This window comes from Vogesella lacus (assembly GCF_979366295.1).
The window spans coordinates 163,391-181,519 of the sequence record NZ_CEETQT010000004.1; the positions used below are offsets into that span (position 1 = coordinate 163,391).

At 62.9% G+C, this 18,129-nt stretch carries 17 protein-coding genes; 6 read left to right on the top strand and 11 right to left on the bottom strand.

Annotated elements, in window-relative coordinates; translation table 11 throughout:
- Nucleotides 1-13: 13 nt before the first annotated feature.
- The 6 genes from ACZ9W6_RS06555 to edd form a co-directional block, all read right to left on the bottom strand.
- On the bottom strand, nt 14-694 hold the full coding sequence (locus tag ACZ9W6_RS06555; protein ID WP_465190288.1) for a response regulator transcription factor: 681 nt from the start codon (nt 692-694) through the stop codon (nt 14-16).
- Nucleotides 695-788: 94 nt separating this feature from the next.
- Nucleotides 789-1,658: a glucose-1-phosphate thymidylyltransferase RfbA gene (gene rfbA / locus ACZ9W6_RS06560; protein ID WP_465190289.1), complete on the bottom strand. Its 870-nt coding sequence runs from the start codon at nt 1,656-1,658 to the stop codon at nt 789-791.
- Nucleotides 1,655-2,551: a dTDP-4-dehydrorhamnose reductase gene (rfbD, locus tag ACZ9W6_RS06565; protein WP_465190290.1), complete on the bottom strand. Its 897-nt coding sequence runs from the start codon at nt 2,549-2,551 to the stop codon at nt 1,655-1,657. The genes rfbA and rfbD overlap by 4 nt, the downstream gene beginning before the upstream one ends.
- A 1-nt stretch (nt 2,552) precedes the next feature.
- Nucleotides 2,553-3,614 (bottom strand): dTDP-glucose 4,6-dehydratase, encoded by a 1,062-nt coding sequence (gene rfbB, locus ACZ9W6_RS06570; RefSeq protein ID WP_465190291.1) that lies wholly within the window; start codon nt 3,612-3,614, stop codon nt 2,553-2,555.
- 144 nt (nt 3,615-3,758) lie between these two features.
- Nucleotides 3,759-4,385: a bifunctional 4-hydroxy-2-oxoglutarate aldolase/2-dehydro-3-deoxy-phosphogluconate aldolase gene (locus ACZ9W6_RS06575; RefSeq protein WP_465190292.1), complete on the bottom strand. Its 627-nt coding sequence runs from the start codon at nt 4,383-4,385 to the stop codon at nt 3,759-3,761.
- A 48-nt stretch (nt 4,386-4,433) separates the two neighbouring features.
- Nucleotides 4,434-6,275: a phosphogluconate dehydratase gene (gene edd / locus ACZ9W6_RS06580; RefSeq protein ID WP_465190293.1), complete on the bottom strand. Its 1,842-nt coding sequence runs from the start codon at nt 6,273-6,275 to the stop codon at nt 4,434-4,436.
- A gap of 260 nt (nt 6,276-6,535) precedes the next feature.
- On the opposite strand from edd, the gene zwf reads away from it, so the two are divergent.
- From zwf to pgi, 5 genes are all read left to right on the top strand, one after another.
- Nucleotides 6,536-8,008, top strand: a complete 1,473-nt coding sequence (gene zwf / locus ACZ9W6_RS06585) for a glucose-6-phosphate dehydrogenase (protein ID WP_465190294.1) — start codon at nt 6,536-6,538, stop codon at nt 8,006-8,008.
- A 115-nt stretch (nt 8,009-8,123) separates the two neighbouring features.
- Nucleotides 8,124-8,801, top strand: a complete 678-nt coding sequence (pgl, locus tag ACZ9W6_RS06590; protein ID WP_465190295.1) for a 6-phosphogluconolactonase — start codon at nt 8,124-8,126, stop codon at nt 8,799-8,801.
- Complete coding sequence (locus ACZ9W6_RS06595) at nt 8,782-9,768, top strand: glucokinase (protein WP_465190296.1); 987 nt, start codon at nt 8,782-8,784, stop codon at nt 9,766-9,768. Before pgl ends, ACZ9W6_RS06595 begins: the two co-directional genes overlap by 20 nt.
- Nucleotides 9,761-10,615: a transcriptional regulator HexR gene (gene hexR / locus ACZ9W6_RS06600; RefSeq protein ID WP_465190297.1), complete on the top strand. Its 855-nt coding sequence runs from the start codon at nt 9,761-9,763 to the stop codon at nt 10,613-10,615. The genes ACZ9W6_RS06595 and hexR overlap by 8 nt, the downstream gene beginning before the upstream one ends.
- 38 nt (nt 10,616-10,653) lie before the next feature.
- Nucleotides 10,654-12,297: a glucose-6-phosphate isomerase gene (gene pgi, locus ACZ9W6_RS06605; RefSeq protein ID WP_465190298.1), complete on the top strand. Its 1,644-nt coding sequence runs from the start codon at nt 10,654-10,656 to the stop codon at nt 12,295-12,297.
- Nucleotides 12,298-12,415: 118 nt separating this feature from the next.
- Here pgi and ACZ9W6_RS06610 read toward each other — a convergent pair whose 3' ends face one another.
- From ACZ9W6_RS06610 to ACZ9W6_RS06625, 4 genes are all read right to left on the bottom strand, one after another.
- On the bottom strand, nt 12,416-14,137 hold the full coding sequence (locus ACZ9W6_RS06610; RefSeq protein WP_465190299.1) for an ATP-binding cassette domain-containing protein: 1,722 nt from the start codon (nt 14,135-14,137) through the stop codon (nt 12,416-12,418).
- A 345-nt stretch (nt 14,138-14,482) separates the two neighbouring features.
- Complete coding sequence (locus tag ACZ9W6_RS06615; protein ID WP_465190300.1) at nt 14,483-15,373, bottom strand: ZIP family metal transporter; 891 nt, start codon at nt 15,371-15,373, stop codon at nt 14,483-14,485.
- Nucleotides 15,370-15,978 (bottom strand): superoxide dismutase, encoded by a 609-nt coding sequence (locus ACZ9W6_RS06620; RefSeq protein ID WP_465190301.1) that lies wholly within the window; start codon nt 15,976-15,978, stop codon nt 15,370-15,372. Before ACZ9W6_RS06620 ends, ACZ9W6_RS06615 begins: the two co-directional genes overlap by 4 nt.
- Nucleotides 15,979-15,987: 9 nt before the next feature.
- Nucleotides 15,988-16,419 (bottom strand): hypothetical protein, encoded by a 432-nt coding sequence (locus tag ACZ9W6_RS06625; protein WP_465190302.1) that lies wholly within the window; start codon nt 16,417-16,419, stop codon nt 15,988-15,990.
- 220 nt (nt 16,420-16,639) lie between these two features.
- Between ACZ9W6_RS06625 and ACZ9W6_RS06630 the strand changes: the two genes are divergently transcribed.
- A complete protein-coding gene (locus ACZ9W6_RS06630; protein ID WP_465190303.1) occupies nt 16,640-17,218 on the top strand; it encodes a LysE family translocator in 579 nt (192 codons plus the stop codon).
- 1 nt (nt 17,219) lies between these two features.
- Here ACZ9W6_RS06630 and ACZ9W6_RS06635 read toward each other — a convergent pair whose 3' ends face one another.
- Nucleotides 17,220-18,044: an AraC family transcriptional regulator gene (locus ACZ9W6_RS06635; RefSeq protein WP_465190304.1), complete on the bottom strand. Its 825-nt coding sequence runs from the start codon at nt 18,042-18,044 to the stop codon at nt 17,220-17,222.
- Between the last annotated feature and the right edge of the window lie 85 nt (nt 18,045-18,129).

An 18,129-nucleotide genomic window follows, 5' to 3' on the forward strand; every position in this document is an offset into this window, starting at 1 on the left:
GCTTGGCCGCAGTTTAGCCGGGCTGGCGGGTCAGCAGATAACCGAGCCCGCGCACTGCCTTGATCACGATATCGCTGCCGTCGAGTTTCTTGCGCAGGCGATGTACATAGACTTCTACGGCATTGGCACCGATTTCCTCGCCGCTGCTGGTAAGCTCGCCGGCAATCTGCTCCTTGGTAATGACCCGTTCGCGGTGGTCAAACAGGATCTGCAACAGCTCCAGCTCGCGCGCCGACAGGTCCAGTGCCGATTGGCCAGACCACGCGCGCTGGCCGGCCTGATCCAGCCGCAGGCTGCCGAACTGCTGTTCTGCCGTCGGCAGCGGCTGGCTGGCGCGCTGGCGGCGCAGCAGCGCACGGATGCGCGCTTCGAGCTCGGGAAATTCGAAAGGCTTGACCAGATAATCATCGGCACCGGCATCCAGCCCGGCGACACGGTCTTCCATGCTGTCCAGCGCGGTGAGAATCAGGATGGGTAGCGCCGGCTTGTGCACACGGACATTGCGCAGGATTTCCAGCCCGCTGAGGGTGGGCAGGCCGATATCCAGAATCACCGCATCGAAGTTTTCCGCCAGCAACAGGGTTTGCGCCTGCAGACCATCATTGGCATGGCTGAGGCTGAAGCCCAGCCGGCCAAAGCGGGTCAGCAGGGCATCGGCCAGTACGGCATCGTCTTCGGCAAGCAGCAGTTTCATCTTGTCAGCCTGATGTAAGTCATGCCGCCGATGTTAGTGCCTGCGGCCGGATTTGGCGAGCGCGGCAAGTTGCCGCGCCTGCCATGGTCCGGACTCAGCCCAGCAAGCCTTGCAGATAGCGGCCGTAGGCGTTTTTCTTCAGTGGCGCGGCCAACCTTTCCAGCTGCGCATCGTCAATCCAGCCGCTGCGCCAGGCGATCTCCTCAAGGCAGGCGACTTTCAGGCCCTGACGGTTTTCGATGGTGGCGATGAACTGGCTGGCTTCCAGCATCGAGTCATGCGTGCCGGTATCCAGCCACGCATAACCGCGCGTCATGGTCTGCACATCGAGCTGGTCGCGCTGCAGATAGGCGAGGTTCACATCGGTAATTTCGAGCTCGCCACGCGGTGACGGCCGGATGTTTTTGGCAATGTCGACCACCTGCTGGTCGTAGAAATACAGGCCGGTTACCGCGTAGTTCGACTTGGGCTGCGCCGGTTTTTCTTCGATGCTGATGGCGTGGCCGGCATGGTCAAACTCGACCACACCGTAACGTTCCGGATCCTGTACATGGTAGGCAAATACCGTGGCACCGGTGGTACTGTCATTGGCGGCCTGCAGCAGGCGCGGGAAGTCGTGGCCGTAAAAGATATTGTCGCCGAGCACCAGTGCCGACGGTGCGCCGGCGAGAAAATCCTCGCCGATGATGAAGGCCTGGGCGAGGCCATCCGGGCTGGGCTGCACCGCGTATTGCAGCGAAATGCCCCACTGGCTGCCATCACCCAGCAATTGAGCAAAGCGTGGCGTGTCCTGCGGGGTTGAGATGATCAGGATGTCGCGGATGCCGGCCAGCAGCAGGGTGGACAGCGGATAGTAGATCATCGGCTTGTCGTAGATCGGCAGCAGCTGTTTGCTGACGGCTAGGGTGGCCGGATAAAGACGGGTGCCGGAACCGCCGGCGAGGATGATGCCCTTGCGTGTCATGGTTTTCTCGCTGAGTCCAGGGTCTGGAACAAGTGAAAGATGGCGCTTTGCCAGTCTGGCAGGTTGAGGCCGAAAGTCTGTTGCAGTTTGTGGCAATCGAGCTGCGAATTGGCGGGCCGGCTGGCTTTTTGCGGGTAGTCGCGGCTGGGGATGGCAGTCGGGCTGCCGGAAAGGCGTAGCGGCCAGGCGGCGGTGCGTGCCAGCGCGATCACGAAGCTCGCGTACTCGTGCCAGCTGGTGCAGCCCTGGCTTGCCACATGGTAAGTACCGTAGGGCTGTTCGTGCTGCTGCAGGCTGCGTGCGACAAGGTTGGCCGCAATATCGGCCAGCAGGCTGGCTGAGGTTGGTGCGCCGAACTGGTCGGCCACTACCGACAGGCTGTCGCGGCTGGCGGCAAGGCGCAGCATGGTTTTCATGAAGTTCTGGCCATGGCTGCCGGCCACCCACGAGGTGCGCAGGATAAAATGGCGACAGCCACTGGCGCGGATCGCCTGCTCGCCCTGCCATTTGGACAGGCCATAGACCGACTGCGGATTGGCCGCATCGTCCTCGCGCCAGGGGCCGTGTTTCTGGCCATCAAATACATAGTCGGTGGAGTAATGCAGCAGCAGGGCCTGGTTGGCCGCGGCCCATTGCGCCATCGCTGCTGGTGCCGTGCTATTGATGGCATGGGCAAGTTGCGGCTCGTCTTCGGCCTTGTCGACCGCGGTATAGGCAGCTGGGTTGACGATGATGTCAGGCCGCCAATTGTCGAGCGCCAGCGCGATACTGTCGGGTTGCGCCAGATCCAGCTCCTGGCGCGAAGGGCAGAGCAGAGTGCCGTGCAGGGCGAGGCTGCGTTTGAGTTCGAAACCTACCTGGCCACTGGCCCCGGTCAGCAGAATGCGGGTCATCTCATTCTCCATACTGGCGGCTCAGCCAGTCACGGTAGGCACCACTCTGGATGCCTGCTACCCAGTCCGTGTTGGCCAGGTACCAGGCAACCGTCTTGCGGATGCCGCTGTCGAAGGTCTCGGCCGGCAACCAGCCGAGCTCATCCTGCAGCTTGCGCGCATCAATCGCGTAACGGCGATCGTGGCCTGGCCGGTCGGTCACATGACTGATCTGGCTGCGATAGCTCTGGCCGTCGGCGCGAGGTTGCAGTTCGTCGAGCAGCTGACACAGAGTGTGCACGACCTCGAGGTTGGTTTTCTCGTTCCAGCCACCGACATTATAGGTTTCACCCAGACGGCCAGCCTCGAGCACCCGGCGAATCGCGCTGCAGTGGTCTTTCACATATAGCCAGTCGCGCACCTGCTGGCCATCGCCATACACCGGCAGTGCCTTACCGCCCAGCGCATTCAGGATCATCAGCGGAATCAGTTTTTCCGGAAAGTGATAAGGCCCGTAGTTATTGCTGCAATTGGTGGTGACGACCGGCAGGCCGTAGGTGTGGTACCAGGCGCGCACCAGATGATCGCTGGCGGCCTTGCTGGCCGAGTAGGGGCTGTTAGGCTCGTAGCGATGCTGCTCGCTGAAGGCCGGATCATCTTTGCCCAGCGTGCCGTAGACTTCATCCGTCGAAACATGCAGAAAGCGGAAGGCTGCCTGTTCTGCCGCCGGCAGGCCCTGCCAATAGCCGCGTACCGCCTCGAGCAGATTGAACGTGCCGACGATATTGGTCTGGATGAAGTCGCCGGGGCCGTGGATCGAACGGTCGACATGGCTCTCGGCGGCGAAATTGATCACTGCGCGTGGCTGGTGTTCGGCCAGGAGGCCGGCCAGCAAGGTGCGGTCCGCAATATCGCCCTGCACGAACACATGGCGCGGGTCGTCCAGCACGCTTTGCAGGGTTTGCAGATTGCCGGCATAGGTGAGCTTGTCGAGATTGATCACCGGCTCGTCGTGTGCGGCCAACCAGTCGAGGACGAAATTGCCGCCGATAAAACCCGCCCCGCCTGTTACCAGTATGCTCATTATCTGCTCTCCGCCGAATAGTTTGTCAGCATCAAGGATACCATCGTCGTGACGGCAAGCCCAAAGAGGCTATGGACGAAAAAAAGGGCCTGCCGGGGAGAGTCGGCAAGCCCTTGTGAAAAACGGTAGTAATGGTGTAGCGGTTTAGCGCTTGGCCAGGGCATTGGCCTCTTTGGCCAGCGCGGTAATGCGCGCCCAGTCGCCACTGGCAATGGCGTCATCCGGCGTCAGCCAGCTGCCGCCTACGGCTAGTACATTCGGCAGCGCCAGATAGTTGGGCGCGCTGTGGATGTCGATGCCGCCGGTCGGGCAGAAACGCACTTCCGGCAGCGGGCCGGCCAGTGATTTCAGCAGCTTGATGCCGCCGACTGCTTCGGCCGGGAACAGCTTCAGGATATTGAAGCCTTCGTCCTGAGCCTGCATTGCCTCGGACGGCGTCGCCACGCCGGGGATAAACGGGATGCCGGAGGCGCGTGCGGCTGCGGCCAACTCGTGGGTCAGGCCCGGGCTGATGCCGAACTGGGCACCGGCGTCGAGCGCCGCTTCGAGGTGGGCGCGGGTACGCACGGTACCGGCACCAACCAGCGCATCCGGCACTTCGTCACGGATGCGGCGCATGGCGGCCAGCGCGGCCTTGGTGCGCAGGGTGATTTCGAGGGTGCGGATGCCGCCTTCCACCAGGGCATGGGCGAGGTCGACGGCGATGGCCGCATCGTTGACCACAATCACCGGCATCACCGGGCTTTGACGAAGCAGATTCAGTGCATCCATGGTTTCATCCTTTCAGGCGGGCGGCGATGGCCGCCCGGCAACATCCGATTATTGTGCTTTGGTCCACAGCGGGTGGGCAAAGCTCATCGCGCCTTCTTCGGCCGTGGTGGCCAGCTGGCGGAAGCCGGCAAACAGATCGCGGCCTACGCCACGCTGGTTGCCGTCAAGGTTGGCCGCAACATGCTCGCGCGCCGCCCATTCGGCAGCATCCACCAGGACGGTCAGCTCGCCCTTGTCGGCATCAAGACGCAGCAGGTCGCCGTTGCGCACCTTGGCGATATCACCGCCGAGCACCGCTTCGGGCGAGACGTGAATCGCCGCCGGCACCTTGCCGGAGGCACCTGACATGCGGCCGTCGGTGACCAGCGCTACCTTGAAGCCACGCTCCTGCAGCACACCCAGCGGCGGCGTCAGTTTGTGCAGCTCGGGCATGCCGTTGGCGCGCGGGCCCTGGAAGCGGATCACCGCGATAAAGTCTTTTTCGAGTTCGCCGCGCTTGAACGCCGCGATCAGTTCGTTCTGGTCGTGGAATACCACGGCCGGCGCTTCTACCACACGATGCTCGGGCTTGACGGCGGAGACCTTGATCACCGCGCGGCCGATATTGCCGGCCAGCACCTTGAGGCCGCCATCGGCCGAGAAAGCGTCGCCGACAGTGCGCACCACATTGCTGTCGCCGGAAATGGCCGGTGCGTCGCGCAGCGCCAGTTCACCATCCTGCAGGAAGCCTTCCTGGCTGTGCGCGCGCAAACCTTTGCCCATCACCGTAGTCACGTCGTCGTGCAGCAGACCGGCATCCAGCAGTTCGCGGATCACGAAGCCCATGCCACCGGCGGCGTGGAAGTGGTTCACATCGGCCTTGCCGTTCGGGTAGGCACGCACCAGCAGCGGCACTACCGCAGACAGCTCGTCAAAATCATCCCAGTTGATATCGATGCCGGCCGCACGGGCAATGGCATTGATGTGCAGGGTGTGGTTGGTCGAGCCACCGGTGGCCAGCAGGCCGACGATGCCGTTGACAATGGACTTCTCGTCGATCACGTCACAGATCGGGGTAAAACGTTTGCCCTGGGCCGAGATATCGACGGCCACACGGCTTGCCGCGCGGGTATAGGCATCGCGCAGCGGGGTATTCGGGTTGACGAAGGCGGCGCCCGGTACGTGCAGGCCCATGATCTCCATCAGCATCTGGTTGGAGTTGGCGGTGCCGTAGAAGGTACAGGTGCCCGGGCCATGGTACGACGCCATTTCGGACGCCAGCAGCGCATCGCGGCCAACCTTGCCCTCTGCGTACAGCTGACGCACCTTGGCTTTTTCGTCATTGGCAATGCCGGAAGTCATCGGGCCGGCCGGCACGAACAGCGCCGGCAGATGGCCAAAGGACAGCGCGCCGATCAACAGGCCCGGCACGATCTTGTCGCACACGCCCAGATACAGCGCGGCATCAAACATCTGGTGGGACAGGGCAATTGCCGTGCTCATCGCAATCACGTCACGCGAGAACAGCGACAGTTCCATGCCCTCAAAGCCCTGGGTCACGCCGTCGCACATCGCCGGTACGCCACCGGCAAACTGGGCAGTCGCGCCAGCCTTCAGGGCTTCTTCCTTGATGATGGCCGGGTAGGTTTCCAGCGGCTGGTGGGCCGACAGCATGTCGTTATAGGCAGATACGATCGCCAGATTGGGGCGAGCGGTTTCTTTCAGGTGAATCTTGATGCCGTCCGGCATGGCGGCAAAGGCATGAGCCTGATTGGTACAGGACAGTTGCGAACGCTCGACTTTGCCCTGGCGCATCGCGGCGCGCGCACCTTCCAGATAGGCAGAACGGCTGTTGCGGCTGCGCTCGATGATGCGCTGGGTAACACGTTGCAGTACGGGGTGCAGGCTCATGGCGGGTGTTTCACCTGATTGATGGTGTCTGAATGGTAGTTTTACTACACTTTGTTGGCAAGTAATTACGCGAGAAAAAGTGGTAACTTACTGGTATTGTTGTTAGTAAATGCTTGTGAAACAGTGTGTTATGTCGTTGTTGTCGGCGGGATACACCCGTGTAGTCGATAGGGGTGTAAAGAGCATGCACATGGACAATAAGCAAGTGTTTGGTAATATAACTACATCCAAACCAATGCTGAACGCGAGAGTAAAACAGGATGGAGAACGCAAACCTGCACACCCCGGCTTTTGATATGGTGCTGTTCGGGGGCACCGGCGATCTGGTCATGCGCAAGCTGCTGCCGTCGCTGTACCAGGCCCATACCGCCGGCCTGCTTAACAATCATGGCCGCATCCTGGCACTCGGCCGCCGCGACATCAGTCGCGAGGAGTATCTGGCCTCGGTCGAGAAAAGCTCGCGTATCCACATCAAGGAGGCGTTTGACGAAGCGGCCTGGGCCGGCTTCCTCGCGCGCGTCGAATATCTGAAGGTTGATGCCGCCACGCCGGCACATTATCCGGCTCTGGCCGAAGCGCTGGCGCAATATCCTGATCGCGTGACCGTCTGTTACCTCGCGACCGCGCCTGACCTGTTTGAAGGCATCTGCGACAACCTTGCCGCGGTTGGCCTCAATCACGACAAGGTACGCGTGGTACTGGAAAAACCGCTGGGCCACGATCTGGATTCTTCCAACGAGATCAACGAGGCGGTTGCGCGTCACTTCAAGGAAGAACAGCTCTACCGTATCGACCACTATCTGGGCAAGGAATCGGTACAGAACCTGCTGTCGATTCGCTTTGCCAATGCGCTGTTCGAGCCGCTGTGGCGTCGCGAGTGGATCCACAATGTGCAGATCACCATTTCCGAAGACATCGGTGTCGGCACCCGTGGCGACTTCTACGACAACACCGGTGCGCTGCGCGATATGGTGCAGAACCACCTGTTGCAGCTCTTGTGTATCGTGGCGATGGAGCCGCCGGCCAACCTTGGCGCTGACGCGGTGCGCGACGAGAAGCTCAAGGTGCTGAAGGCGCTGCGTCCGTTCTCCGAGCAGGACGTGGCCAGCAAGACCGTGCGCGGCCAGTACAAGGCCGGCGCCGTTGGCGGCCAACCTGTTATCGGCTATCTGGACGAGCAGGGCATTCCGGCCGGCAGCCAGACCGAAACCTTCGTTGCCATCAAGGCCGAGATCGACAACTGGCGCTGGTCCGGCGTGCCGTTCTATCTGCGTACCGGCAAGCGCATGCAGGAGCGACTGGCCGAGATCGTGATCAACTTCCGCGATGTGCCGCACCATCTGTTCCCGAGCCCGCTGGGCATGAACACTGCCAACCGTCTGGTGATCCGCCTGCAGCCGGAAGAAAGCATCCGCTTGTACTTCCTGGCCAAAGAGCCGGGCGATACCCAGCGTCTGCAGCCGGTGAACCTCAATCTGGACTTCCACGAATCCTTCAAGGTGCGTCGCGCCGATGCCTACGAGCGTCTGCTGCTGGATGTGATCCGCGGCAAGCTGGCACTGTTCATGCGCCGTGACGAGCTGGTGGAAGCCTGGCGCTGGGTCGAGCCCATCATGGACAACTGGGCGCGCAGCACCAATCCGGCCAAGCAGTACACCGCCGGCACCTGGGGCCCGGCCGCGTCCAGCGCCCTGCTGTCGCGTGACGGCATTTCCTGGCACGAAGAGGCCTGAGTCTGACCCGGGCGGCCTCGCTGCCCGGCGCGATCATCCGTAAACGGTGACGCCAAACAACAGAATATGACGGGCACCACGCAGTGCCCGCCCCCCAAGCACGGGAGCAACAGACATGATTTTCCACGAATTCGAATCTTCTGCCGTCAGCGCCAGCCAGCTGGCCGTCGCCGTGGCCGCCGATCTGGCCGCCGCGATCGCCGCGCGTGGCCAGGCGGTACTGGCCGTCTCCGGCGGCCGCTCGCCGGTGCCGTTCTTCCAGGCGCTGGCAGCCCGGCCGCTGGCCTGGGACAAGGTCAGCATTACCCTGGTAGACGAGCGGCTGGTGCCGCCGGGCCACGCCGACAGCAATGCCGGCCTGGTGCAGGACTATCTGTTGCAGGATCAGGCGGCTGCGGCGCGTTTCGTCGCCATGGTCGATGATGCGGCCAACCTTGACGCCGCGGTGGCGGCGGCTGCGGCCAACTGGCAGACACCGGATGTGGTGGTGCTGGGCATGGGCGAAGATGGCCACACCGCCTCGCTGTTTCCCGAGGCGGCCGCGCTGGCCGCCGGGCTGGATCGTGGCAATGCCGCGGCGCTGATCGGCGTGATTCCGCCGGCCGCGCCACATGCGCGCATCAGCATGACGCTGGCCGAGCTGTTGCGCAGCGGCAAGCTGTATCTGGCGATTGCCGGCGAGCGCAAGCGCAGCGTGCTGGACGAAGCCTGCCGCACCCTGACTGCCGCCCAACCTATCAGCCATGTGCTGCAACAGTCGGAGAAGCCGCTCCATGTCTACTGGTCTGCCTAATCCCTATCCGCGTCTGCTGGCCGATATCGGCGGCACCAATGCGCGGTTTGCGCTGGAAACCGCCCCCGGCGTGCTCGAAGACATCGATGTGCTGCCGTGCAAGGACTACGCCACGCTGGGCGAGGCGATTCGCCACTACCTGACGCAGGTCGGCACGCGCGCCGTGCATCACGCCGCCATCGGCATCGCTACCGCGATTACCGGTGACGAAGTACGCATGACCAACCACCACTGGGCGTTTTCGATCGAGGAAACCCGTCAGGCACTGGGCTTCACCACCTTGCTGGTGCTCAACGATTTCACCGTGCTGGCGCTGTCTCTGCCACAACTGCCGGCGCACGAATTGCAGCAGATCGGCGGTGGCGAAGTGCGTGCCGGCGCGAAGGCGCTGCTGGGCGCAGGGACCGGCCTTGGCGTGTCCGGGCTGGTGCCGGCTGGCCGGCAGTGGCTGCCGCTGGCAGGCGAGGGCGGCCATGTGTCGTTCGCGCCGCAAAATGATGCCGAGTGGCGGCTGTGGCAATACGCCAAGGGGCGTTTTGGCGAACATGTCTCGGCCGAGCGTTTCCTGTCCGGCCCCGGTCTCGAGCTGATTTACGATGCGCTGGCGGCTGAAGCGGGCGAGCCGGCCGGCCAGCTGACGGCAGCGCAGATCAGCAAGCAGGGCCTGAGTGGTGAGTGCGCACGCTGTCGCGAGGTGCTGGCGCTGTTCTGCGGCATGCTGGGCACGGCTGCGGCCAACTTGGCGCTGATACTCGGCGCAGTTGGCGGCGTGTATATCGGTGGCGGCATCGTGCCGCGTTTTGGCGAATTCTTTGCCAATTCCGATTTTCGTGCGCGTTTCGAGGCACATGGCCGTTGCCGCAACTATCTGGCCGCCTTGCCGGTATTCGTGATACATAGCGCCTACCCGGCCCTGACCGGGGTACAGACCGCTCTTAACGATTATCTGGAGGCACAGCATGCTTGAGAAAATCCGTGCCGACCTGGACAAACTGTCCGGTGCCGAGCGCCGCGTGGCCGAACAGGTACTGGCGCAACCGTATACCGTGATGCAGTCGGCGGTGGCCGATATCGCCGCCAGTGCCGGCGTCAGCCAGCCGACGGTGATCCGCTTCTGTCGCAGCATGGGCTTTACCGGCCTGTCCGACTTCAAACTGAAACTGGCCGGCACCCTGGTAGGTGGCGTGCCTTATGTGCATTCGAGCGTGCGCCCGGAAGACCCGGTGTCGGAAATCACCGCCAAGGTGTTCGACAACACCGTCACCGCGCTGCTCAAGTGTCGCAACGACATCAATCCGCAGGCGGTAGACGAGGCCGTGCATCTGCTGTCGCATGCGCGCCGTATCGAATTTTACGGTCTGGGCAACTCCGGCATCATCGCCGCCGATGCCCAGCACAAATTCTTCCGCTTCGGTATTCCGACCGTGGCCTACGCCGACAGCCACATTCAGGTGATGGCGGCTTCGGTGCTGACGCCGGACGATGTGGTGGTGGCGATCTCCAGCTCCGGCCGTTCGCGCGAGCTGATGGATGCCGTCGATACCGCGATTGCCGGTGGTGTGCCGGTGATTGCGATTACCGTGCCGGATACCCCGCTGGCACGCCGCGCGACCGTCACGCTGGCGGTGGACTCACCGGAAGACAGCGAGACCTACAGCCCGATGCTGTCGCGCATCCTGCATCTGGTGTTGATCGACATTCTGACGGTTGGCGTCGCCCTGCGGCGCGGCCCGAGTCTGTCGGGCCAACTGGAAAAAGCCAAGCGCAGCCTGAAACAGAAAAGACTGCGCGCTGATCAAGACGAACACGACTGAGCCAAGTGACAGTCGGCAACACATACACTGGAGTCAATATGAGCAAACTGACCGAGCTTCCGGCATGGCATGCGCTGTGGGAGCACTTCGCCGAGGCGAAACAACTGCATATGCGCGAGATGTTCGCGCAGGATGAACAACGCGCCGAACGCTACTCGCTGGAAGTCGGCGGTCTGTTTCTCGATTACTCCAAGAACCGCATCACCGACGAGACGCTGAAAGGCCTGATGCAGCTGGCGCGCGAAAGCGGCCTGCCGGGCAAGATCAAGGCGATGTTCAAGGGCGAAAAGATCAACAGCACCGAAGGCCGTTCGGTGCTGCACGTGGCACTGCGTAACCGTACCAATTCGCCGATTCTGGTTGATGGCGACAATGTGATGCCCAAGGTCAACTCGGTGCTGGAGCGCATGGGCAAGTTCACCCATGCGGTGCGCAGCGGCGAATGGCTGGGTTACACCCACCAGCCGATTACCGACATCGTCAATATCGGCATCGGCGGCTCTGATCTGGGCCCACTGATGGTGTGCTCGGCGCTCAAGCCTTTCGGCCATCCGCGCATGAATATGCACTTCGTCTCCAACGTAGACGGCGCGCAGCTGAAGGAAACCCTGAAGAAAGTACACCCGGAAACCACGCTGTTCGTGGTGGCTTCCAAGACCTTCACCACCCAGGAAACGCTGACCAATGCATTGACCGCCCGCGACTGGTTTGTCCAGCGTGCGCGTGACGAAAAAGCCGTGGCCAAGCACTTCGTGGCGGTATCGACCAATCAGAAAGCGGTGGCCGACTTCGGTATCGACCCGGCAAACATGTTCGAATTCTGGGACTGGGTTGGCGGCCGTTATAGCCTGTGGTCGGCCATCGGCCTGCCCATCATGCTGTATCTGGGTGAAGAGAATTTCACCGAGCTGCTCAACGGCGCTCACATCATGGACCAGCATTTCTACAATGCGCCGTTTGAAGAAAACATGCCGGTGCTGCTGGCGATGATAGGCATCTGGTACATCAACTACTACGGCGGCGGCAGCCATGTGATTGCGCCGTACGACCAGTATCTGCACCGTCTGCCAGCCTTCATCCAGCAGCTGGATATGGAATCCAACGGCAAGAAAGTCTGTGTCGATGGCAAGAGCGTCGATTTCGAGACCGCACCGATTATCTGGGGCGAGACCGGCATCAACGGCCAGCATGCCTTCTTCCAGCTCTTGCATCAGGGCACGCACATTTCGCCTATCGACCTGATCGTGTCGCTGCAGAACCGTTCCAGCCTGCCGGGCCATCACGAGATCCTGCTGGCCAACGTATTTGCCCAGGCCGAAGCCTTCATGCGCGGCAAGACCGCCGAAGAGGCGCGTGCCGAGCTGGTGGAAAAAGGCCTGTCCGGCGAGGCGCTGGAAGCGCTGGTGCCGCACAAGGTGTTCGATGGCAACCGCCCGACCAACGCCATCCTGATGGACCGCCTCGACCCGCGCAATCTGGGCAGCCTGATTGCACTGTACGAGCACAAGATCTTCGTGCAGGGCGTGATCTGGAATATCAACAGCTTCGACCAGTGGGGTGTGGAGCTGGGCAAGCAACTGGCCAAGACCATTCATGCCGAGCTGGCCGGCAAGCTGGCCGACGCGCCGCATGACTGCTCGACCAAGGCGCTGATCCGCCGCTATCGCGCAGCCAACAGCTGATCCAGCGGCTGATCCCGACAAAACGGCTTGCCAGATGGCAAGCCGTTTTTCTTGCTGGCAGGGAAAGGTTGGCCGCAAGCCGTGATGGCACTGCGGCCAAGCTTTTTGCTATGCCTGCTCAGGCATCCTGCAAGCCCAGCAGTTTTTCCAGCCGGTCTATCTCTGCCCGCCAGTCTTGCTGTTGCAGCGGTTTCTGATGGCGAGGTTTGCGGGCGAGATCAGCCTGCAGCAGGGCTTCCAGTGCATACAGCTGTTGCCACTGAGCGGCCTCGTCGTCCGCGCCAGTTGGCGCAGGGGCGGGCTGCGCTGCCGGCGCAAGCTTGGCCGCCGTGGCGGGTGTGGCGAATAGCGCCTGATAAGCCGCCTCGGCATCCGGCCATTCGGCAAGCTTGCCATCGCGCAGCACCCAGAAACGGTTGCAGCTGGCCTCGATCAGCTCGCGATCATGCGAGACCAGCAGCACGCCGCCGGCAAAGCCGGCCAGCGCGCTGGCGAGTTCGCGCTTGCCGGCCAGATCAAGATGGTTGCTCGGCTCGTCCAGCCACAGCAGGTGATGGCTGGCCAGCGATAGCGCGAGGAACAGCAGCCGGGCGCGTTCGCCGCCGCTGAGCGAGGCAACCGGCTGACTGTGGCGCGGGTAGGCAAAGCCGGCGGCAATCAGCGCCTGCTTGCGGTTGGCCTCCGGCAGCGGTGCCAGCGGATACAGCGCCTCCAGCAGGCTGGCGTTGTCGGCCAGCTGCTGCTGCGACTGGTCGTAGTAGGCGATGCTGGCTTGCGGATGCCATTGCCAGCCGGCGCGCGGCTCGCCGTGCTGACGGTCTGCCCAGCACTGGCGCAGCAGCGACGATTTGCCGCTGCCGTTGGCACCGAGCAGCGCTACTTTGTCGCCGGGGCGCAGCCACAGGTTTTCGGCGGTAAAAAGCGCGGGCAGGCCGGCGGCGGGGCTGACCGGCAGCGCCTCGAAGGCCAGCAGGCGGTCGGCGGCCAAGGCCTGGCCATGCAGCGTCAGTTGCCACGGGCTGCCTCGGCTGACAAAGGTCTGCGCGTCCTTGAGCTTGTCGATGCGTTTTTCCATCGACCTGGCCTGGCGCAGCAGTTTTTCGTTGTCGTGCTCGCGCCCCCAGATCGCCAGCCGTTTGCTGCTGGCGTTGAGGCGGTCGATTTCCTGTTGCTCGCCGGCGTGACGCGCGCGTGCGGCCTCGTCGGCTTCGGCCAAGGTCGCCAGCGCGGCGCTGCAGGGCAGCTCAAAACGGTAGAGCCGCGCATCGCGCATGATCCAGCTGTGCCGGGTGCAACGATCAAGCAGGCGCGCATCGTGCGAAACCAGCACAAAGCTGCCAGGCCAGCGCGACAGGAAGTCTTCCAGCCACAGCATGGCCGGCAGGTCGAGGTGGTTGCTCGGCTCGTCCAGCAACAGCAGATTGGGCTGGCGCAGTAGCGCGCGGCCCAGCAGCAGCCGGGTGTGTTGGCCGCCGCTGAGGCCGGCGACCGGCGTGGCGGCGTCATCTTGCAGACCGAGCTCGGCCAGCAGGCTGTCGGCGCGCCATTGCTGTTCGACGGGCACGGCTTCTTGCAGCGCCTCAAGGGTGCCCAGGGCAGACAGGGCGGGTGGCAGTTGTTGTTCTACCCATTGCAGCCGGCAGGCGGCGGCGTACTGGATCTGGCCGTTATCGGGCGCGATCTTGCCGGCCAGCAGTTTCAGCAGCGTGCTTTTGCCGCAGCCGTTATGGCCGATCAGACCGATGCGGTCGCCTTGTCTGAGGGTAAAGGACAGCTGCTGGAACAGCGGGCCGTGGCCATTATCGAGTTGAATGGACAGGGCGGAAATCAGGGTTGTCATGCTGGTGCTCTCGCTTGCTCGGGACGTAGGCGTCCCTGTCAACAGAAGCACTGGCGACAAAGGGTGAGTCGAGAAAGGACTCGGGGTGAAGTGAGTGTGGCTTTGCTCGAACCCGCTTATCGCAGTGCGATGGTAGGCAGGCAAGAGCTTTCAAACGCGCTGGAAACGCGAACCAGCAGTCTGGTGCGCAAAGAAAAATCCATATTTAACCTCCTTTCTTGTCGGCAGAGGTGGCAGGAAAGTGGCCAGTCTACGCCGGCGTGATGGCTGGCGACAAGCGGTGGCAGGCAGGGCCAAGGTTGGCCGCCAGCCTGCGGCCAACCTTGGGGGAAGATCTGGCCAGACTCAGACCAGGGCGGTGTCCAGCACCATCATCAGCACGAAGCCCAGCATCAGGCCGCTGGTGGCGAGGCGTTCGTGGCCCTGACGGTGTGACTCGGGAATGATCTCGTGGCTGATGACGAACAACATCGCGCCGGCAGCAAAGGCCAGTGCCAGCGGCAATAGTGTGGCGTGGCTGCCAAGCCAGGCACCGGCAAGAGCGGCCAGCGGCTCGACAAGGCCGGACAATGCCGCCAGCAGCACGGCAAAGCGGCGCGAATAGCCGACCTGCACCAGCGCACCGGCAACCACCAGCCCTTCCGGCACGTCCTGGATGGCGATGCCGCCGGCCAGTGCGCTGGCTTCGGCCGCATTATTGCCGATGAAGCCGACGCCGATGGCCAGGCCCTCGGGGATGTTGTGCAGCACGATGGCAAACACGAACAGCCACACGCGCTGCAGACGGTGATGACTCTGGCCCTCGACGCCCTTGATGAAGTGCTCGTGCGGCAGCCAGCGCTCCAGCAGCAACATCAGCACGCCGCCGGCCAGAATGCCACCCGCAATCATCAGCGCAGACGTGGACTGCTTAAAGCCGGCAAGGTTGGCCGCAGCCAGGCCAGGCACGATCAGCGAGAAGGCGCAGGCGGCCAGCATCACGCCGGCGCCAAAGCCCAGCATGGCATCCAGCACCTGCTGGCCCGGCTGGCGGGTCAGCAAGACCGGCAGCGCGCCGAGCGTGGTCGCCAGCGCGGCCATCAAGCCAGCCAGCAGTGCATTCCACAGCCGCACATCGCCATGCAGCTGTAACCACAGCTGGCTGCTGGCGGCCAGAATGCCGGCGCTGAAAATCAGCAGGCCCAGCAGCTGCCGCCAGCGCGGCCGCCAGGCGTGGCGGGCGATGACGCTGCTCATCCGCGCGCCGCCAGATAGTTGCGGCCAACCTCGGCCCAGTTGATCACGCGGTAGAAGGCGGCGATGTATTCCGGCCGCTTGTTCTGGTATTTCAGGTAGTAGGCGTGTTCCCACACATCGAGGCCGAGAATCGGTGTGTGGCCGTGCATCAGCGGGCTATCCTGGTTGGCGCTGCTTTCCACCGTGAGCTTGCCCGCCGGCGTCACGCACAGCCAGGCCCAGCCGCTGCCGAAGCGGCTGATGGCGGCCTGGGTAAACAGCTCGCAGAAGCGGGCAAAGCCACCCAGCTCGCGCTCGATGGCGGCAGCCAGCTCGCCTTGCGGCTCACCGCCGCCAGTTGGCGACATCACCTGCCAGAACAGGCTGTGATTGGCGTGGCCGCCACCGTGGTTGCGGACCGCGGCCTGCAGGTTTTCTGGCAGCTGGGCGATGCCGGCCAGCAGATCGGCCAGCGGGCTGTCGGCATAAGGCGTGTCTTTCACCGCGGCATTCAGGCCGTTGACGTAGGTCTGGTGATGGCGGCTGTGGTGGATTTCCATGGTCAGCGCATCGACATGAGGCTCGAGCGCGTCATAGGCGTAAGGCAGGGCAGGCAGGGTGTGCATGGTGAGTCCTCAGTGGGTAACAGGGCGCGGCAGGGCGAGGTATTGCAGCGCGGCGGCAACTTGCGGATGCGGGCCGAAGTCCTGCTGGTGGCGGCATAGCTCGGCATAACTCATGCGGCTGTGGCGCTGCGCAGCCAGCTGCCAGTCGGCGTCGTACTGGCTGTTGCCGGCGATGCGGCACAGCAGCTTGTGGATGTGGCAGACGAGGTTGGCCGCACCGTCGGCGTGCTGGTGCTGGCGGCAGAGATCGGCCAGGTTGTGATAGGACACCACCAGCATGGCCAGCGCTTCTTCGGCGTCATGCCAGTTGCCCAGCAGGCTGCGGGCGATATCCAGCGCGGCGCGGTAATGGAACATCGCCTGCTTGCTGCGCAGGCGGTCAAACGCCTGATTGCCGGACTGGATATGTTGCCGCCAGCGATCTGCCAGACATGGCTGCATGATGGATGTCCTTCCGTCTTGATATCAATCAAATGCGAATCATTATCATTAATATGATGTGAGTTGGCAAGCGCTTGGCTGTATGAATCGGCGACACCGCGCGCGGGCTCTTGCGTCCAGGCTGACAGACGGACAAGAAGGCGGCAGGGTAATTTCCTTCAATACCGGCGTGGCTGATTTCTCTAGGCTGCAGACTCGTTTATCTCTTCAGGGAGTTTTCATGAGTCTGTATTGGTCTATGGCGCTGTTTGCGCTGGCGGCGTCGATTTCTCCGGGGCCGGTCAATCTGCTAGGCCTTGCCTATGGTGTGCAATACGGTTTTCGCGCCAGCATGCGCCATGTCACCGGCGCGACGATGGGCTTCACCCTGCTGTTATTGCTGATCGGTCTGGGCCTGCACGAGCTGCTGCTGCACTGGCCGGGGGTGACCGAGGTCATCAAATGGGCCGGCGCGGTGTTCTTGTTGTATATGGCGTGGAAGCTGTTCGGCGCGGACGGGGTGCTGGGCGAAGGGGAGGCCGGCCGCGGCCCGTCCTACTGGCAAGGCGCGCTGATGCAGTGGCTGAATCCCAAGGCCTGGCTGGCATCGGTGGCTGGCATGGGGGCTTTTGCCGGTGATGACAGCCTGCTGGTGTGGCAGTTCAGCGCGCTGTACTGGGCGATTTGCTATGTCTCGCTGGCTTGCTGGGCCTATGCCGGCATGGCGCTGGGGCGGCATCTGCAGTCGGCGGCGCGGGTGCGGCTGCTGAATCGTGTGCTGGCGGTGTTGTTGCTGTTGAGTACCGTACTGCTGTTCTGAATCAGCGGCGGTAATGGCCGGGCGTCACCGCCGTCAGGCGCTTGAACACCCGCTGGAAATGCGCCTGATCGGCAAAGCCGCTGGCGGCCGCCACTTCGGCCAGCGGCTGGTGTTTGCGCAACAGGCGACGGGCGTGCTGCACGCGGCAGTCAAGCAGATAGGCATGCGGAGTCAGGTGATAACGCTGGCTGAAGGCGCGGATCAGGTAAGACGGCGACAGCGCGGCGGCATCGCAGATCTGCTGCAGGCTCAGTGCCTCGGTGGCATGGCTGTGGATGAAATCGGCCGCCCGCGCCAGCTTGTCCGGTGCATGGATGACTGGCAGCGGCTGATGCGACAAGGTCGTCAGCGCATCAGCAAAAAACCGCACGCAGGCACTTTCCTTTTGCAGGGCATCGCTGTGCGGGGCTGTCAGCTCGGCATGAAAGCGGCAGAAGTCGGCATACAGCTGTGGCTCCAGGCTCAATTGCCCGGCCAGTGGCTGAAATTCGCCATGCGGCGAAAGCCCCAGTTCACCTTGCAATTGTCCCAGCCAGTCACGATCGACATACAGCATGCGATAGGCCCAGCCGGCACCCGCAATCGGCGAGCAGGCATGCACCTCGCCCGGATTCATCATCAGCACGCAGCCGGTGCTGATTTCGTGGCGCTGGCTGCCATTCAGGTAATGGCTGTAGCCACCGTCGATCACGCCAAGCGAAAAGGTGTCGTGCGAGTGCTTTTCGTAGCAGACCAGCCGCCCGTCAGCGACAGCGCGTGACTCGATAAAGGGCAGCGCGGCATCGCGCCAGAAGCGCGCAGGCGGAGGTGAAGCAGATGGTGGCATGGTGATGTTTTCACTTGGCATGAATCAGGGCCAGCATAGCCTGCCTTGCCGGTAAAACAAAAGAGCCGGCAGTTATCGGCCGGCT